Raw genomic sequence first — 16,735 nt, 5'->3', positions numbered from 1 at the left:
CGAAGTGACACTCTCATTCTTAAACGTGATTGATACTAAAAATAAAATAATGGAATTAAAAAAAATAAATCTTTCAAGAGAGTTTTATCAATCTCCAAATCAAGAAAATTGGAAAGGAAGAGCTACAAAACCAGAGTTAGGAGTTCAATATTGGTATCAGGCTATTGCTATGATTGATTTAAATGAAGTCAAATCAAAAACTAAACCAGATATAGGGTTATTAGGATATGCTTGTGATGAAGGTGTGCGAAGAAATTTAGGAAGAGTGGGTGCTAAAAATGGTCCTAAAACAGTACGAGAACGTTTAGGAAAGTTAGCCTATCATCATTCGGAAAAGAAAGTGGCTGATTTTGGAGATATAACATGTGAGAATACAGACTTGGAAAATTGTCAGAAGGAATTGTCAAGTGTAGTAAGTGAATTATTAGCCAATAAAATTTTTCCAATTGTAATTGGTGGAGGTCACGATATTGCTTATGGTCATTTTAAAGGAGTATGGAATGCAGTAAAAAATACATCAAAACCTAAAATCGGAATTATAAATTTTGATGCACATTTTGATTTACGTCCCTTAGATACTGAACCAAATTCAGGAACACCATTTTATCAAATACTAAAAGAACACGGAAGAGATGTTGACTATTTAGCTATTGGAATTCAAGAAGAATCCAATACTTCAGAATTATTCGATATTGCTAATAAAAATCAAGTAAGTTTTATTTATAATTACGATTGTACTTTAGAAAATTTAACTCGTATTAAAGAGCCGTTAAAAACATTTATAACACAAAATGATTGGATATACATTACCATTGATTTAGATGGTTTTTCATCTGCATATGCTCCTGGAGTAAGTGCTCCTTCACCTATGGGGTTTTCTCCATTTTTTGTGTTTTCAATTTTAAATTATTTGATAAAAACAGAGAAAGTAATTTCTTTAGATATTGCTGAACTAAACCCTGAATTTGACATAGGCAATAGTACAGCAAACTTAGCGACTAGAATTATAAATTATGTAGTTTCTATGCTGAAATAATGTGAGTTTCGGATAAGAAATCCTTATTAGTTCTAGACACTCGACAAGATTTTTGTAAAACGTTTGTAATGGCATTTAAGTAACTACATTGATCTATTGATAAAAATTACTAAAAATCAAGATAGCAGGGTTAGGATTAAGATGAAAAGCTGTTTGAGCGATAGCGAGTTCTTTTCATCTGTGGCTGGAGATACCGTAGTATTTTTTAATTTTTATCATAAATCTTGATTTTTGCTCCTTTGTATCAAGACAAAGGAGGGGATAAATTATTAATTCAAAAATCATAGTGAAGAAGTGCAACGTATGAAGTAATCTTTTTCTAAAAAAGATATTTTCGTTCTTATACCAATAGATTACTTCTTCATTTCACTATGTTTCATTCATCGTAATGACGGTTTGACAAGATTTTTGTGTGATACTATTATTTTTAAATGAGATTCATGTTAAAATAATATTTTATAACGTTGGTTGTTGCCATTCGTTTTTTAAATATTTCAAGGCATCAATAAGGGCTTGTTCTGAAGGTTTAGGATTAAAATCTAATTCTTTTTTAGCCTTATTGATATTATAATCTTGTTTTAAACCATAAAACATATCCAAATATTCACGTTGTAATAAAGGTTCTTTTCCAGTTATCTTACTTGCAAATTCCATTAATGAGGCAATAGCATATAATAATGATTTAGGTACTTTTTTAGGAGTTTTCAATTTTAGTTCAGGATATAATTGAGCTGCTACTTTTACACTTTCTTGAATTGAAAAATGTTTTTCATTTGCTAGTATGTATCGTTCTCTATTTTTCCCTTTTATCATGGCATTATGTGCTCCTTTCGCTACATCATTAACATCAATCCAATTGAGAGTGATATTGGTATCTACAGGAATTTCGCCGCTTAAAATTTGCCAAACCAATCGATTGGAATAACTTAATTTATAAGCCACACTACCAATCATTGCTGAAGGTAATATGAGTACTGTTCTGATATTGTACTTAACACTTAGTTCTAAGGCAAGTTTATCAGAATCATTTTTAGAATTATAATACCAATTTCTTCTGTCTGTATTATATCCGTTACTTTCTTTGGCTGGAAGTTTGGTGAAGTCTAGTGCTGCAACAGAACTTACGTAAACAATATTTTGTACTCCACAAATGGAAGCTGCTTCAAATAAATTTTTAGTGCCTTGGACATTAGTTTCATAAATTTCAGTTTTAGGATTTTTTGCCCACATTTTAAAAGCTGCTCCTACAGCATATAAGTTGGTAACTCCTTTAAAAGCTTTAACTAATGAGTTTTTATCCATCAAATCTGCTTGGACCAATTCACAATTTAGTCCTGAAAAAGGAGCTTTATTTGAAGTGTTTCTAACTGATGCCTTAACTGTAATTCCTTTTGATAGAAGAAGTCTAACTAAGTTGTTACCTAAATGTCCGTTTGCACCAGTGACTAATGAAATTTCGTTACTCATTTTTGTTTTTTTACAAATATGAGATGAACTTAAAACGAAAAAAATAACATTTGTTAGAAAGTGATTTGTCGTCGTATTCTACTGAGAGATTGAGGCTCCATTCCTAAATAAGAAGCCATATTTTCAACAGATACGTTTGCTGCTAGGTTGGGTGTTTTAGTAATAAATTTTAAGTATCTCTCCTTAGCGGTCAAAGTCTGAAAGTCGTTCACTCTCTCTAGTTTGCAACGCATACTTTCATTAGTGATAGATTCTATAAAACCAATCCATTGATCTCCTGATTGTTTTAATAGATCAAAATCGGCTTTAGAAATTTTAAATAAATCGCAATCGGTAATGGTTTCAAAATACTCTTTAGCTGCAGTTTGAGAGAAAAAACTATCTAATGAGGCTAAGAAATTATTAGCTTCTACTAAGTGTTCAATAACAACTTTTCCATCATTAATCTTATATCCTTTTACAATGCCACGCTCTAAAAAGTATAAGTGTTGTTCGGTTTTACCTTCTTTAATAAATACTGATTTAGCTGGCATGTGTATTGGTGTAAACACCTTTTTCAAAAGCTGTATATCATCTTTCGAAAGAGGCATGGCAGAGCTAATAAATGAGAGTAGAGATTCCATTATATATTAATTACAATGTTCATCGTAAAAGATAACAATTTTCATAGGTTCGTTTTTACGAATTTCTTTCTTTTTAATTTTTTCAATTAATTCTGGGCAATCTTTAAAATAAGCTTTTAATCTTTTTTTAATTCCTTTGTGTTGAACTGCATGTATATAACTAATATCATATGCAAAGTCTTCACCTTTTCTTTGTACAAAAGCTTTGCTAATATTTCCATAAGTGGTCATCCCTACTGTTCCACCAGATTGATAGCTTTCTGTTGAAGCATATAGGTTTATGTTCTTTCCGTTATAAATTATTCTCAATAATTGTCTACTACTTCTTTTAGATTTCAGGTAAATTTTTGTGTCTATGATGTCATAAGTAATCGTATCTTTTTTGAAATATGTTATCTTATGCATATCATTGATATGGTATTTTTTACCACTTTCGAGAGACTTTAATTTGTTTCCTCTACTTTTAAAAACATCCCTTAATTCAGTTCCATCTTTAAATATTATTAACGCATCTATTTGAGCGTAAGAATTAGAAATTACAAATAGTAATAACAAGAAGGTAAGATTCTTTTTCATCATATTTTAAATTAAAATTTTCCGATGCAAATATAGGTAATTACGTCTTTCAAGCTTTTATGATCATTTTATAAAAGGAGAAAACCGCATTTTAAAATGCGGTTTTCCGTAATTATTATATTGTAAGATTCATTCAATGCAGATGAAATTTTATTCATTCAAAAAATACATTATTTTCACTGCTCACTTTTAATACTGCTTACTGCTACTATAATTAGCAGCATCCTCCACCATCATAGTGGAATGTAGATTCTGAAAAATAAATATCATCTCTCCCTAGGCCTTGTAATGCAGCAGCAGTTTTATCACATACTGCTAAAGGTTGATTTTGTAATAATGTATGTCCTTTACCATCATCAAAATATTCATCTTGACCAAAGTAAATCGCTGCTTTTCCTGTAAAAATACAAGGTCCATCCTCTGGCATTGGATCTTTAATTGCAGCAACTTCAATAGATTCAATATAAATTAATTCATCAGTTGGGTAATTTACTGGATCTAAAATTCGATAGGGTTTTCTAGCTCTAATTTCAATAGTACCAAAACCAGCATCTGTTAACATCTTTACATATTCTGCAATAGGTAAACTTCCACTTAAGCATAATGCACGTAAACGCTCGTCATTACGTAACGTTTCGTTCATAGGTTGCTCACAAGTAGGGTCACTCATTACCAATCGTCCGTGAGGTTTTAATACACGATACATTTCAGCAATAGCTTTCTTCAAATCATCAGCTTTAAAAATATTGAATAAGCAATTTTGAGCAGCTACATCAATAGAATTATCTTCCAAAGGAAGGTTTAAGGCATCTCCTTTTCTTAGATCAACAAATTCACTTTTAAACCAATCGTTTTGTTCTTCAGCTTCTGTAAAGTTTTTACGTGAAGCTTCTAACATTTCATCTACAACATCAACTCCAATTACACCACCTTTTTGACGAGAGAAGTACGAAAATTGTAATAATTCCATTCCGCCACCAACACCAACGTATAACACTTTTGGGTTATTCGTTAAATCTCTAGCGTGCACAGTAGAACCACATCCGTAGTTCATCTCTTGCATGATTTTAGGAATTTTTAATCCTGGTAACTCCCAAATAGGGTTTGTAGTACAGCATAACCCAACATCTGGAGTTAATGCTGCTTCCTTATATACATCTTTTGTTGTTTCTAAATAACTCATTCTTACTTGTCTTTTTTTATTAAAAAGTCTACAGAAAATTTATCAAGTTCTTTTGGGAGTAGTAATAAACTAACCAAAAGTATTGTTCTATACATTACATGAGATAAGTCCCATATAGGATCTTTTAATCCGTGCCCAAAAGTAACTATTATGAGTACTAAGGCTAAGCTATACAGTGCATAATCTCTTTTAAAGCCAATGATTAATAAAAAACCCGCTATAAGTTCTGCTAAAGAAGTAAAATAAGCAGAAAACAATAATAAAAAGTCTGGCAATAACTCTGCATAACTTGCTTGGAAAAAGTTTTTATACACAGTGTCTAACCCAAACTTAAATACTTTACCAAACCCCTGGAAGAAAAAAATAAAACCAAGAATTACTCTAATTGTAAGTACAGCGATTTGTTTATTTAACATTATAATTTATTAATCAATTCTTTAAAAATAGCTACCAGTTTAGGTTCAGCTTTTCCTGCAGTAGCAATAATATCTTGAATATCTACTGGGGCTAAATTTTTAGGGTCGCACTCATCTGTTAATACAGAAATAGCGCAACAAGGAATATTTAATTGCTTAGCTACAATAACCTCTGGTACTGTACTCATTCCAACAGCATCAGTCTCTAGAATTTGTAGCATTCTGTATTCGGCACGTGTTTCTAATTGTGGCCCTAATACACTTGCATATACACCTTCATGTAAAGTTATGTCGTTGTTTTGTGCAATAACTTTCAGTTGTTCGTTTAATTTTTTTGAATAAGGCTCTAGCATATCTGCAAAAATGTTCCCAAACTCTTTGGCTTCACTAAAAGCTAGCGGAGAATTTCCTTGTAGATTAATATGGTCTTCAATTAACATTAAATCTCCTTTTTTATAGGAAAGATTGATTGCACCAGCAGCATTTGAAATGAGTAAATACTGGATGCCAAGTCCATGCATGGTTCTAATTCCATAGGTAACTTCCCATGGAGTATATCCTTCATATAAATGAAAACGACCAGACATAACGACTACATTTTTCCCGGATAAGGTTCCGAAAATTAGTTTTCCTGAATGAAATTCAACAGTAGCTTCAGGGAAATTTGGGATTTCACTATAGGCTATTTCTTTTTCAATATTAATTTCATCAACAAGTTTTCCTAGTCCGGTACCTAACACAATACCAATTTCAGGTTGATTAATTCCTTTTGATGAAAGGAAGTCTATAGTTTCTTGTAGTTGTTGTTTTTTCATGAGTTTAAAAATTGTTGAAAAGCTGGGTGATTTTGAATATCTTCTACTACATCTACATCATTTAACATTGGCAATAAATGTACACTTTCTTTTTCTAAATCGTTCAGTGTTTCTTTTCGAACTGAAGAGGTACCCCATTCTTTATTACTAAATATTTTTGGGTGCACTTTTTTTGAAGCGAGTAGATAATAACCACCATCTTCTGCAGGGCCTAAAACAATATCATTTCTATCTAATTCTTCAAAAGCTTTAGTAATATGATTAGGGGTTAAATCAAATAAGTCACTACCAATAATGGCGACTTTATTATAACCGTTTGAAAATGCTTTTTGAAATGCATTTTGCATGCGTTCGCCCAAGTCGTCACCTTCTTGTTGAAACTTTAGGAAAATAGAGGCATCCCAAATATCGTTATCTCGTATTTTAACAGAATAAAACACAGCTTTGTCTGAAGATACTTGCTGTGTTATTTCTTTGGTTCTATTTAATAAAAATTTATAAATCTCTAGCGCTTTTTCGTTACCTAAAGATTTTGCGAGTCGTGTTTTTACCTTTCCTAATTCAGGATTTCTGGTAAAAATCATCAACAGATTTTTACTCATATATTTTAATTCCTTTGGTTAGCCATACGCCCCATTCTTTATTGAAAGCATGAACTTTCTCTGTTGGAGTATTTTCTTTATTTACTACCGTGTTCCCTTTGTTTTTCCATTCAAAAATACCACCATAGAGATTAAATACATTAGTAAACCCCGCTTTTTTTAGTTGTTCGGCTATATCTTCTGAACGGATACCTAACGAACAATATACCACTATTTTTGTATTCTTATCTTTTGGTAACTGTTGTAGGGTAGATTTTAAGTTAAAATGATCATATCCAACACAAATGGCTTTGTTAAGATGACTTACCTCAAATTCTCTAGGTTCTCTAGCATCTAATAGAATGGTGTTGTCATCTTTTTCATTCAAGTTTTCTACATGAATATAAGGTACAGTTTCTTGATTGTACTTTTTTAATAACTTTTGTAGTCCTTTTTGTGAAAAGATACTTTGTGCTAAAAGACAAGATATAATAAGGACTACGTTTTTCATTTTTTCAAAAGTTAAAAAGTATTTATTGTTAAATGACAACAGATCATCGTTATGCTACTGTTCCTTGACAACTACTTCCTGCGCCAGCTGTACAACCATAACAATGCTGGTTAATGATGATATTTCTATTTTGTAATAACTCTTCGTTGTATTCTGAAATGTGTTTTACTTTACTAGCCACTTTTAAATTTAGCATTTGATTGAAATCACAATCATACAACCAACCATCCCAACTCACAGAAAGAGTATTGGTACACATTACATTTTCAACAGCCATTGGGTTGTACGCTTCAACTAAAGCATACATATAATCTTCATAATTTTCAGAAGCAATTAAATAATCTAAAAATCGACTAATAGGCAAGTTTGTAATTGCGAATAAACTATTGAAAATAATTCCGAAATCTTCATCTAAAGCTTTTTTGAAATCACTTTCTAATGCAGCTTGATCTCCTGGTAAGAACGCTCCTGAAGGATTGTACACTAAATCTAATTGTAATCCACTTCCTTCTTTTCCGTATCCAACATCATTCAGCATTTGTAGAGCTTTAATTGATTTGTCAAAAACACCATCTCCACGTTGTTTATCTGTTTTTCCTCTTGTCCAGTGTGGCATTGAAGAGACAACATGTACATTGTGCTTTTTAAAGAATTCTGGTAGATCGTAATATTTTTTATTAGCCCTTATTATAGTAAGATTAGAACGAACAATAAAATCTTTAATCCCTGCTTTCGAAGCTTCTTCTACAAACCAACGGAAGTCAGGATTCATTTCTGGAGCGCCACCTGTTAAATCTAAAGTGTGAGCGCCAGTTCTTTTAATGACATCCAGACATTGTTGCATGGTTTCACGTGTCATGATTTCTTTTCTATCAGGACCAGCATCTACATGACAATGTGCGCAAACTTGATTGCACATATATCCTAAGTTGATCTGTAAGATTTCTAATTTCTTAGGTCGTAAAGGAAACTGATTTGTCTCTTTTATTTTGTTAGCAAAAGTTGGTAGCTCTCCACTTTGAAATATACCGTTCGATAATATTTCTAATTGTCGCTGTGTGTTTGCTAAATCATTATTTCTTGCTAAAAGCGATTTCTTCATTTTAAAGATTATGTTAGGTCGAACTCAGTCGAGGTCTAATTAAAAAACCTCTCGACTGCACTCGAGGTGACATTAGAAATTTTAATTCTACATTTCTAATTTATTCACTTTATTCATCATTTGAACTCCGTGAACTAACGTAGCGCCACTTTTAATTGCTGCACCTACATGTACGGCTTCCATCATTTCTTCTTTAGTGATTCCGCGTTGTAAACCGTCTTTAGTGTAAGCATCTATACAGTACGGACATTGTTCTGTATGTGCTACAGCTAAAGCAATTAAACTTTTTTCTCTGGCGGTTAAAGTGCCTTCTTCAAATACTTTTCCATAATAGTCAAAGAACTTGTTACCAAGTTCTTCGCTCCATTCTGTTATTTTTCCAAACTTACGCAAGTCTGAAGGATCATAATATGTTTTAGACATGTATTACTTTATTTGTGTAGTATAAAAATACTATTTTCCATTTAGACTCCAATCGTAAGATAGGTAACGGATTTTAGCATTGTCATCTACTTTTTCGTTAGCATACTTGTTAATATAGTCAATCACTGAACCTTTCTTGGTGAAATCAGCTTTAAACCAATTGAATATTTCTGAAATTTGAACTACATCTTTCTTTGCTAAATTATTTCTTTTTGAGTCATTAATAAATTGCTTCATTAATGATTCTAATTCTGCGTCTATATTTTTAGCGGTAAACGCTTTATTGTGTAGTTTAGGGCAAGAACCTGATGCACAATTTACACCAACATGAATTCTTGGGTCAAATAATTTTTTACGTAATATTTTATGTTCAATATGATCTAAAGTATAGGTTTTACCACCTACTACAGCAAAAGGAATTTTCCATGCTGTTTTTCCTTTCTTTTTAATCTTCATGATACTTTTGGTAGGGTAGTTTTGTAAGATTAATTTAATAGTATAGGCGTTATAAGCATTAATCCAAAATGCTTTTTGCTTGTTTTTAGACCATGAACTGCTCGGTTTTGTATCCTTTAAATAGGTTAAGTAACTATCTAACTTCGCTTCATCTTGTTTAAAAGCTTTATAGTTTACATTGCCTTTTGCATCTACGTGAGTATTTAATAAAGTATTAAATGTTGAGGTTTGTGCAGAAATGCTGATTGATAAAAATATTGACAGGATAAAAATTACTTTCTTCATAATATGTACTTGTTTGTGGTTTTAGACGTATGCGTTACAACATCTTTACAAAGAATATTCCAAAAAATTATATTATTAAATTGTGAGTATAAAAAAACCCACTCAAAGATTGAGTGGGAAAATTGCTATGAAAAAGAAAAAGTATCTCTAAACGTCTTTAGAGACATTACAAATATATATCATTTTTTAAAATAAACACTATAGGAAAATCACTTATTTTTTTAATTTTCATTTAAATAATTGATAATCAAAATAAAAAGTTTTTATTATTTTAAAATAAACTGAAGGAAGTATAAGTGTAAACAAAAAAAGCCGAAACAAATTGTTTCGGCTTTTGTACTGAAGGCGGGACTTGAACCCGCACGGGCATTACGGCCCATTGGATTTTAAGTCCAACGTGTCTACCAATTCCACCACTTCAGCGTATATTTTTTTTGACTACTTTTAAAATTAAGCCTCACTAATAAAAGTGAGGCTTAGTACTGAAGGCGGGACTTGAACCCGCACGAGCATTACGGCTCATTGGATTTTAAGTCCAACGTGTCTACCAATTCCACCACTTCAGCGTATATTTTTAAAAGGATTGAGCGAAAGACGGGATTTGAACCCGCGACCCTCACCTTGGCAAGGTGATGCTCTACCCCTGAGCTACTTTCGCGTAGTCAAAAATTATTTTAATGAACATGTGCATTGCTTCGAATGCGGGTGCAAATATAACACCATTTTTTTAATTACAAAGTGGTTTTTGTTTTTTTTCTGTTTCAAAATTATGAAAACCTTATTTTTAATGGATAAAATAAAATATCTTTGCAAAAATTTTGTAATGAGCAAGGTGGAAACCGTTTTGATGGCAGAAAAGTCGATGATTAAAACAATTTTTTTAGATTTTAAACAACTTACTAAAGTTGGTCTTTCAATTAGTGTAGTATTTACTTCAGTAGCAGGTTACTTACTTGGCGCCGAATCTATAGATTATTCCATAGTAGTATTATTAGCTATAGGTGGCTATTTAATGGTAGGTGCATCCAATGCATTTAATCAGGTAATAGAAAAAGATATAGATGCGGTAATGCAACGAACAAAAAATCGCCCATTGCCTTCAGGGAGGATGAGTGTAACTACAGCTTTAATTATAGCAATTACATTTACCATAATGGGTATTGGTATTTTATATTCGATCAATCCTAAGTGTGCACTATTTGGAGCTATTTCAATCTTTTTATATACGAGTGCTTACACTCCTTTAAAAGCAGTTACTCCTTTAGCTGTTTTTGTAGGAGCTATTCCAGGGGCTATTCCTTTTATGTTAGGTTGGGTTGCAGCTACAGGTAAATTTGGTATAGAAGCAGGCTTTTTATTTATGATTCAATTTTTTTGGCAATTTCCTCATTTTTGGGCTATAGGTTGGCTACAAGATGAAGAGTATAAGAAAGCAGGATTGCATATGCTTCCTATGGATAAGAAAGATAAAGGCGCTGTTATACAAATGATATTTTACACATGTGTAATGTTGTTAATTTCAATTGCACCAGTGCTAAAAACAACAGGACGATTATTTATTTATCCTATCACAGCAATAATAGTTGCTTTATTAGGAGGGTTAATGTTGTTTTATGCAATTAAATTATATAAGTCTGAAGCGAATACAGATGCTAGAAAATTAATGTTGGCAAGTGTTTTTTACATAACAGTACTGCCAATAATATATGTTATAGATAAATTTTTTCACTAAATGGATAGAGTTCAAGTAGATAATGAATTAAAAATAGCAAAGAAAAAATCTGCAAAACCAATGTTGTGGATTTCATTAGTAAGTATGGTTATGTTTTTTGCTGGACTTACAAGTGCTTATGTAGTAAGTATGAAACGTGAAGATTGGGTTACTTTTGATTTACCTCAAGCTTTTTATGTTAGTACCTTTTTAATTATAGCGAGTAGTATTACATTATTTTTCTCTCAAAGATTTTTAAAAAAAGATAAACATCAAAACTCAATTATATTGTTAATAGTGACCTTTATTTTAGGTTTACTTTTTGTTTGGTATCAGTATGTTGGTTTTGAACAACTAAGAAGTGTAGGCTTATATTTTACAGGAAAAGATAGTAACGTGTCTACTTCTTTTATCATAGGGATAACTTTTATGCACGTTTTACACCTTATAGCGGGTGTTATTGTACTAATTGTTGTTATTTATAATCATTTTAAAAAGAAGTACTCGTCTACTGATATGCTTGGTTTTGAACTAGGTGCAATCTTTTGGCATTTTGTAGATATTTTATGGATTTATCTATTTTTCTTTTTCTATTTCATTAGGTGAGTAAAAATGCGTAATTTTGGCGGACGATTTAACAAAAATTAACTGATATAGACATTTATGGAAGCTAATATTGCTGTAAATTCTGATAATAAAGAAACTTGGAGCGGAGGAGGAGCAAAGCCTTTCGGAGCAAGTTATGGAAAAATGATGATGTGGTTTTTCATCTTATCAGATGCATTAACATTCTCTGGGTTTTTAGCGGCTTATGGTTTAACACGTTTTAAATTTATAGACTCTTGGCCAATCGCAGATGAGGTATTTACTCACGTTCCTTTCTTTCATGGAAATTATCCAATGTATTATGTAGCGTTTATGACGTTTATTCTTATTGTTTCTTCTGTAACAATGGTATTAGCAGTGGATGCTGGTCACCATATGAAACAAAAGAAAGTTGCATTGTACATGTTTGTTACCATTATATTTGGTTTGATCTTCGTAGGATCTCAAGCATGGGAATGGAAAACATTCATTAAAGGTTCATACGGAGCGGTAAAAACTAAGGATAATAAAATATTACAGTTTGTAAAAGATGGACACCAGATAGCATTAGCTGATTTTGTAACTGGTGAAAGAACTGATGGTAGAGAGCAACATTCTAGAAAGAATGGGTTATGGTTTACAAAAGAGAACACTATTTCTCAATATTCAGTAGCACAAGTACAAGAAGCATTTAAGAATGATCCTTCTTTACAAATTAGAAGTGAAAGAATTGATTTAGCAACGAAACAAAAAATCATACTATCTAGAGATGAAAGTATTAAAGAACTTTCTAAAGCTAGTCAAGTTGTTGAAGGAGCTAACCTTCATGTAAATGAATATGGAAATCCAATATTTGCTGACTTCTTCTTTTTTATCACAGGTTTCCACGGTTTTCACGTATTTTCTGGAATCGTAATTAACATCATTATTTTCTTTAATGTGGTTTTAGGAACTTATGAAAAAAGAGGACATTACGAAATGGTGGAAAAAGTAGGTTTATATTGGCACTTTGTAGATTTAGTTTGGGTATTTGTATTTACCTTCTTCTACTTAGTATAATTAATTTTTAAAGTATTTAAAATGGCAGGTCATACACACGAATCGAATACAAAAAGAATTTGGATTGTATTAGCAATATTATCTGTAATCACTGCAGTAGAAGTAGGATTAGGTATTGTTAAGCCAGAGGCATTACACTTACATGGTCCTGGAACAAGTTGGTTAAACTGGATCTTCATTATATTAACCTTAGCTAAGGCATATTATATTGCATGGGCTTTTATGCACTTAGAAGGTGAAAAAAAATGGTTCAGAAGAGCAATTGTTTGGACAGGAGTATTTTTAATTTGTTATTTATTATTAATCGTCCTAATTGAAGGAGGTTATTTATACGATACATTAGCACCATTAATTAAATGGTAATCAAATAAAAAAAGGTGGTTAAAACCACTTTTTTTTTGCAATAAACTATACTGATATTTAATAATGAAGATTAGTAAAAAATACGTAGTACTATTCTGTTTGTTTATTGTTCCCTTATTATTTTACATTTTTCTTCAAATGGGAACAAACAACTTTGGAAAGTTGCCAGTAGTGGTAAAAGAAGTTATTGATGTTTCAAATGTTGATAAAGCATTTCAATTTAAAGGTAAAGTATCGGTAGTTACCTTTGTAGGAAGTGATTCTATAGCCAGTCACGGGGAAATATATAACCTAAATGAAAAAATCTACAAAAAGTTTTATGGATATACAGACTTTCAGATGATTGCTTTAGTAGAAAAAGGGTATGAAAAGAATACAGAAAAAATAAAGAAAAGATTAAGTCTATCTACTAACATGGTAAAGTGGAACTTTATTTATGCTTCTAAAGCAGAGCTTGAAGCTATATTTCAAAGTTTCAAAACTACCGGGTCTCTAGATGATAATGCACATTCTTCTAAAGCTTTTATTATTGATAAAGAAGATAATCTAAGAAGAGGTAAATCAACAATTAAGAGTCAGAAAGATAAAAAACTCTTTGGTTATGATATGAATTCTGTGGCTGAATTGAAGAATGATATGCATGATGATGTAAAAGTGGTATTAGCAGAATACAGTTTTGCTTTAAAAAAGAATAGAAATAGTGACGAAAGAAGGAAAAATAGTATCTCAAATGAAAAAAACTAACTATTCATATATAGGTATATCTTTTATTATTTTATTGTTTGGAATTTATTCCGTTCCTAAAATTGTAAAACATTTTCAAAAAGGAGATTTACATAAATTTACTAAAGTCCCGTCTTTTGAATATATAAATCAAGATGGAAAGACTATCACAAATAAAGATTATAAAGGTAAAGTATATGTAGTTGAGTTTTTTTTCACTACTTGCCCAACCATATGCCCTATTATGAATAGAAAAATGGTGACTATTCAAAATGAATTTCTAGGAAATCCAAATTTTGGAATTGCCTCTTTTTCTATTACTCCTCATGTAGATACTCCTCAAGTATTAAGTGAGTATGCTAAAAATCATAATATTAATCATAAAAACTGGCATTTATTGACAGGTAAAACCGCTGAAGAAGTATATAATTTTTCTAATAATGGATTTAAATTACCTTCAGGTGAAGGAGATACTGATCACGGAGGTTTTTATCATTCAGGAAGTTTTGCGCTGGTTGATAAAAATGGATACATTCGATCTAGATATGACGAGCATGGTAATGCTATTTTTGTGTATAGAGCATTAGAAGAAGAAGGTTTAAAAGACCAAATTCATGAATTAAAAGAGGATATTAAATTGTTATTAAATGAGTAATTTAACTGCACAAGAAAAAAAATATAAAAAATTTATTACTATAGTTTCTATAGTAATTCCAATAGCAGTAGCAGCATTATTTGGAATTAAAATACCTAATGTAGCTCCTTTATCTTTTCTACCGCCTATTTATGCAGGTATTAATGGACTAACTGCAATATTACTAGTTGCTTCTGTAGTGGCAATTAAAAAAGGAAATAGAAAATTACATGAACAATTAAATACTACAGCTATAATTTGTTCAGCTCTATTTTTAGTGATGTATGTTGCTTATCACATGACTTCAGATTCTACACCTTTTGGTGGTCAAGGAACTATAAAATATATATACTATTTTATTTTGATCACTCATATATTACTTTCAGTTGTAATTATACCATTTGTACTTTTTACTTTTATGAGAGCAAAATTGAATGATTTTGAGAAGCATAAAAAGATTGCCAAGATTACATTTCCTTTATGGTTATATGTAGCGGTTACCGGAGTTATTATTTATATCATGATTTCACCTTATTATGTACACTAAAAAAATCTTTTTAATCTTTTTTTTATGCATTGTACAATCGATTTCTAGTCAGTGTGCTATGTGTAAAGCCGTTGTTGAAGGAGGCAATGAAACTGTTGCAGAAGGCGTAAATGATGGGATTACTTACTTAATGATTTTTCCTTACATACTAGTGGGGTTACTGTTTTTTATGATGTATAGACATAGGAAAAAAGCTAAAAACTAAAAATCAATTCTTTTTCTGTAACATAATGTGTAATTTGTCGTCATATCGATACAAAATAAATTATACTTTGAAAAATACGAGACTTAACCTATTAACGGCTACGCTACTACTTGCAACCACACTCTCTTTTGGACAAAAAAAATGGACACTGAAACAGTGTGTTGACCACGCGTTAAAAAATAATATTACTGTTAAAATAAATAAACTAAATGTTGAAGTATCAGAAAAGGATGTAAAAAGTAGCAAAGCAAATTTTTTACCATCCCTTAATGCTTCTACAGGAGGTAATTTAAACTTCGGATCTACCTTTGATCCTGTATCGAATGATAGGGTTTCTACTACTACTTTTGGTGGGGCTTTATCTCTTAGTGCAAGCTATACTGTTTTTAATGGCTTTAGAAATTTAAATACTTATAAGCAAGCTCAATTGGGAGTTGAAGCTAGTAAATTGGATTTGGAAGTGATTGAGAATGATATTTCACTTCAGGTAGTAAATACTTATCTTAATGTACTGTTTGCTAAAGAAAATTTAGAAGCTGCTAGAGTACAAGCAGAAATTAGTGGGAATCAAATTAAAAGAGCTCAGGCTCAGTTTGACGCAGGAGCGGTTCCAAAAGGAGATTTATTAAATATCCAATCTACAGCTGCGAATGATGCTCAAAATGTAGTGACTCAGGAAAACAGTTTAAACCTTGCTTTGTTACAATTAGCACAATTATTGCAAGTATCTTATGATGCTTTTGATGTTGAAGTTATTGAAGTAGGTTCACCTTCAGCAAGTTTATTATATAGTTCTTCAAATGAGGTGTATCAAAAAGCATTAACTAACAGACCAGAAATAGAGAGAGCTAAGTTAGGTATTGAAAATTCTAAATTAGCTATAGAAATTGCAAGAGCAGGTTATTTACCTACTATAAATACTTCTGCTAGTGTTGGAACAAATTATGGTTTTAATCTAGATTTACCTCCAGGTTTTAGTAATGAAGGTCTATTCACTCAATTGGATAATAATTTAGGTTACGGTTTAGGTTTTAGTGTTTCTATACCAATTTTTAATGGTTTTAGTAATGACGCTAATGTAGAACGTTCTCAAATTAACAAGATTATTTCAGAAAATAATTTAGAGAGTGAAAAACTTCGTCTACAGCAAACCATAGAACAAGCATTTTTAGATGCTAAAGCAGCAGCAAAAACTTACGAAGCAGCTAGTATTTCCTTAGAAGCACAGGAAGAAGCTTTTAAAAATGCACAAGCAAGTTTCGATTATGGAGCAATGACACAATTTGATTATGATCAGGTTCGTAATCGATTGGTAAATGCTCAATCAGCATCTATCAGAGCTAAATATGACTATATTTTTAAAACCAAAGTTTTAAAGTTTTACTACGGAGAAAATGTTTTAGACTAGTGCTACTGTAATCAGATGTATAATAT

General features: G+C 31.2%; 21 protein-coding genes and 3 tRNA genes. 10 read left to right on the top strand and 14 right to left on the bottom strand.

Translation table 11 applies throughout. The annotated features are described in order from the left end of the window. The first annotated feature begins 49 nt into the window (after nucleotides 1-49). A complete protein-coding gene (gene hutG, locus BVC87_RS00585) occupies nucleotides 50-1,036 on the top strand; it encodes a formimidoylglutamase (protein ID WP_099098821.1) in 987 nt (328 codons plus the stop codon). 456 nt (nucleotides 1,037-1,492) lie between these two features. Here hutG and BVC87_RS00580 read toward each other — a convergent pair whose 3' ends face one another. The 14 genes from BVC87_RS00580 to BVC87_RS00515 all read right to left on the bottom strand — a co-directional run bounded on the left by BVC87_RS00580 (nucleotide 1,493) and on the right by BVC87_RS00515 (nucleotide 10,132). Continuing rightward, complete coding sequence (locus BVC87_RS00580; RefSeq protein ID WP_075340392.1) at nucleotides 1,493-2,503, bottom strand: NAD-dependent epimerase/dehydratase family protein; 1,011 nt, start codon at nucleotides 2,501-2,503, stop codon at nucleotides 1,493-1,495. A gap of 53 nt (nucleotides 2,504-2,556) precedes the next feature. Beyond that, nucleotides 2,557-3,126, bottom strand: a complete 570-nt coding sequence (locus BVC87_RS00575) for a Crp/Fnr family transcriptional regulator (protein ID WP_075340391.1) — start codon at nucleotides 3,124-3,126, stop codon at nucleotides 2,557-2,559. A 6-nt stretch (nucleotides 3,127-3,132) separates the two neighbouring features. Beyond that, the gene (locus tag BVC87_RS00570; protein ID WP_143569681.1) at nucleotides 3,133-3,705 is read right to left on the bottom strand and encodes a hypothetical protein; all 573 of its coding nucleotides are present in this window, start codon (nucleotides 3,703-3,705) and stop codon (nucleotides 3,133-3,135) included. 211 nt (nucleotides 3,706-3,916) lie between these two features. Continuing rightward, nucleotides 3,917-4,885 (bottom strand): arsenosugar biosynthesis arsenite methyltransferase ArsM, encoded by a 969-nt coding sequence (gene arsM, locus BVC87_RS00565; RefSeq protein ID WP_075340389.1) that lies wholly within the window; start codon nucleotides 4,883-4,885, stop codon nucleotides 3,917-3,919. Nucleotides 4,886-4,887: 2 nt separating this feature from the next. Continuing rightward, complete coding sequence (locus BVC87_RS00560; protein ID WP_075340388.1) at nucleotides 4,888-5,301, bottom strand: DoxX family membrane protein; 414 nt, start codon at nucleotides 5,299-5,301, stop codon at nucleotides 4,888-4,890. Continuing rightward, a complete protein-coding gene (locus BVC87_RS00555; RefSeq protein WP_075340387.1) occupies nucleotides 5,301-6,116 on the bottom strand; it encodes a purine-nucleoside phosphorylase in 816 nt (271 codons plus the stop codon). Before BVC87_RS00555 ends, BVC87_RS00560 begins: the two co-directional genes overlap by 1 nt. Next, nucleotides 6,113-6,718 carry a TIGR04282 family arsenosugar biosynthesis glycosyltransferase gene (locus BVC87_RS00550; RefSeq protein WP_075340386.1) on the bottom strand — a complete coding sequence of 202 codons (606 nt, stop codon included), beginning with the start codon at nucleotides 6,716-6,718 and terminating at the stop codon, nucleotides 6,113-6,115. The genes BVC87_RS00555 and BVC87_RS00550 overlap by 4 nt, the downstream gene beginning before the upstream one ends. Continuing rightward, nucleotides 6,711-7,208: a rhodanese-like domain-containing protein gene (locus BVC87_RS00545; protein ID WP_075340385.1), complete on the bottom strand. Its 498-nt coding sequence runs from the start codon at nucleotides 7,206-7,208 to the stop codon at nucleotides 6,711-6,713. The genes BVC87_RS00550 and BVC87_RS00545 overlap by 8 nt, the downstream gene beginning before the upstream one ends. Before the next feature lie 49 nt (nucleotides 7,209-7,257). Further along, entirely contained in the window at nucleotides 7,258-8,310 is a 1,053-nt protein-coding gene (gene arsS / locus BVC87_RS00540; protein ID WP_075340384.1) for an arsenosugar biosynthesis radical SAM (seleno)protein ArsS, read from the bottom strand. Between the two features lie 87 nt (nucleotides 8,311-8,397). Further along, complete coding sequence (locus BVC87_RS00535; RefSeq protein WP_075340383.1) at nucleotides 8,398-8,733, bottom strand: arsenosugar biosynthesis-associated peroxidase-like protein; 336 nt, start codon at nucleotides 8,731-8,733, stop codon at nucleotides 8,398-8,400. Nucleotides 8,734-8,763: 30 nt separating this feature from the next. Further along, nucleotides 8,764-9,474, bottom strand: coding sequence for a DUF547 domain-containing protein (locus tag BVC87_RS00530; protein ID WP_075340382.1), 711 nt, complete (start codon nucleotides 9,472-9,474; stop codon nucleotides 8,764-8,766). Between the two features lie 337 nt (nucleotides 9,475-9,811). Beyond that, nucleotides 9,812-9,897, bottom strand: a tRNA-Leu gene (locus BVC87_RS00525). 57 nt (nucleotides 9,898-9,954) lie between these two features. After that, nucleotides 9,955-10,040: transfer RNA gene (locus BVC87_RS00520), tRNA-Leu, on the bottom strand. Between the two features lie 20 nt (nucleotides 10,041-10,060). After that, nucleotides 10,061-10,132 (bottom strand) — tRNA-Gly (locus BVC87_RS00515). A gap of 165 nt (nucleotides 10,133-10,297) precedes the next feature. On the opposite strand from BVC87_RS00515, the gene cyoE reads away from it, so the two are divergent. From cyoE to BVC87_RS00470, 9 genes are all read left to right on the top strand, one after another. After that, nucleotides 10,298-11,206, top strand: coding sequence for a heme o synthase (cyoE, locus tag BVC87_RS00510; protein WP_159439291.1), 909 nt, complete (start codon nucleotides 10,298-10,300; stop codon nucleotides 11,204-11,206). Next, nucleotides 11,207-11,791, top strand: a complete 585-nt coding sequence (locus BVC87_RS00505) for a cytochrome c oxidase subunit 3 (RefSeq protein WP_075340380.1) — start codon at nucleotides 11,207-11,209, stop codon at nucleotides 11,789-11,791. 57 nt (nucleotides 11,792-11,848) lie between these two features. Then, on the top strand, nucleotides 11,849-12,829 hold the full coding sequence (locus BVC87_RS00500) for a cytochrome c oxidase subunit 3 (protein WP_075340379.1): 981 nt from the start codon (nucleotides 11,849-11,851) through the stop codon (nucleotides 12,827-12,829). 21 nt (nucleotides 12,830-12,850) lie between these two features. Continuing rightward, nucleotides 12,851-13,192, top strand: coding sequence for a cytochrome C oxidase subunit IV family protein (locus BVC87_RS00495; RefSeq protein WP_075340378.1), 342 nt, complete (start codon nucleotides 12,851-12,853; stop codon nucleotides 13,190-13,192). A 138-nt stretch (nucleotides 13,193-13,330) separates the two neighbouring features. Continuing rightward, nucleotides 13,331-13,936, top strand: coding sequence for a hypothetical protein (locus tag BVC87_RS00490; RefSeq protein WP_083629166.1), 606 nt, complete (start codon nucleotides 13,331-13,333; stop codon nucleotides 13,934-13,936). Further along, nucleotides 13,923-14,570, top strand: a complete 648-nt coding sequence (locus BVC87_RS00485) for an SCO family protein (RefSeq protein WP_075340626.1) — start codon at nucleotides 13,923-13,925, stop codon at nucleotides 14,568-14,570. Before BVC87_RS00490 ends, BVC87_RS00485 begins: the two co-directional genes overlap by 14 nt. Further along, nucleotides 14,563-15,096, top strand: coding sequence for a DUF420 domain-containing protein (locus BVC87_RS00480; RefSeq protein ID WP_075340376.1), 534 nt, complete (start codon nucleotides 14,563-14,565; stop codon nucleotides 15,094-15,096). Before BVC87_RS00485 ends, BVC87_RS00480 begins: the two co-directional genes overlap by 8 nt. Before the next feature lie 58 nt (nucleotides 15,097-15,154). Continuing rightward, on the top strand, nucleotides 15,155-15,301 hold the full coding sequence (locus BVC87_RS00475; RefSeq protein ID WP_317041701.1) for a hypothetical protein: 147 nt from the start codon (nucleotides 15,155-15,157) through the stop codon (nucleotides 15,299-15,301). A gap of 67 nt (nucleotides 15,302-15,368) precedes the next feature. Further along, nucleotides 15,369-16,709, top strand: coding sequence for a TolC family protein (locus tag BVC87_RS00470; protein WP_075340374.1), 1,341 nt, complete (start codon nucleotides 15,369-15,371; stop codon nucleotides 16,707-16,709). The last annotated feature ends 26 nt before the right edge of the window (nucleotides 16,710-16,735 follow it).

Source organism: Tenacibaculum agarivorans (assembly GCF_001936575.1).
GTDB lineage: Bacteria > Bacteroidota > Bacteroidia > Flavobacteriales > Flavobacteriaceae > Polaribacter > Polaribacter agarivorans.
The sequence above is the reverse complement of the archived record's forward strand: the minus strand, read 5'-3'. Positions and strand labels throughout refer to the sequence as shown.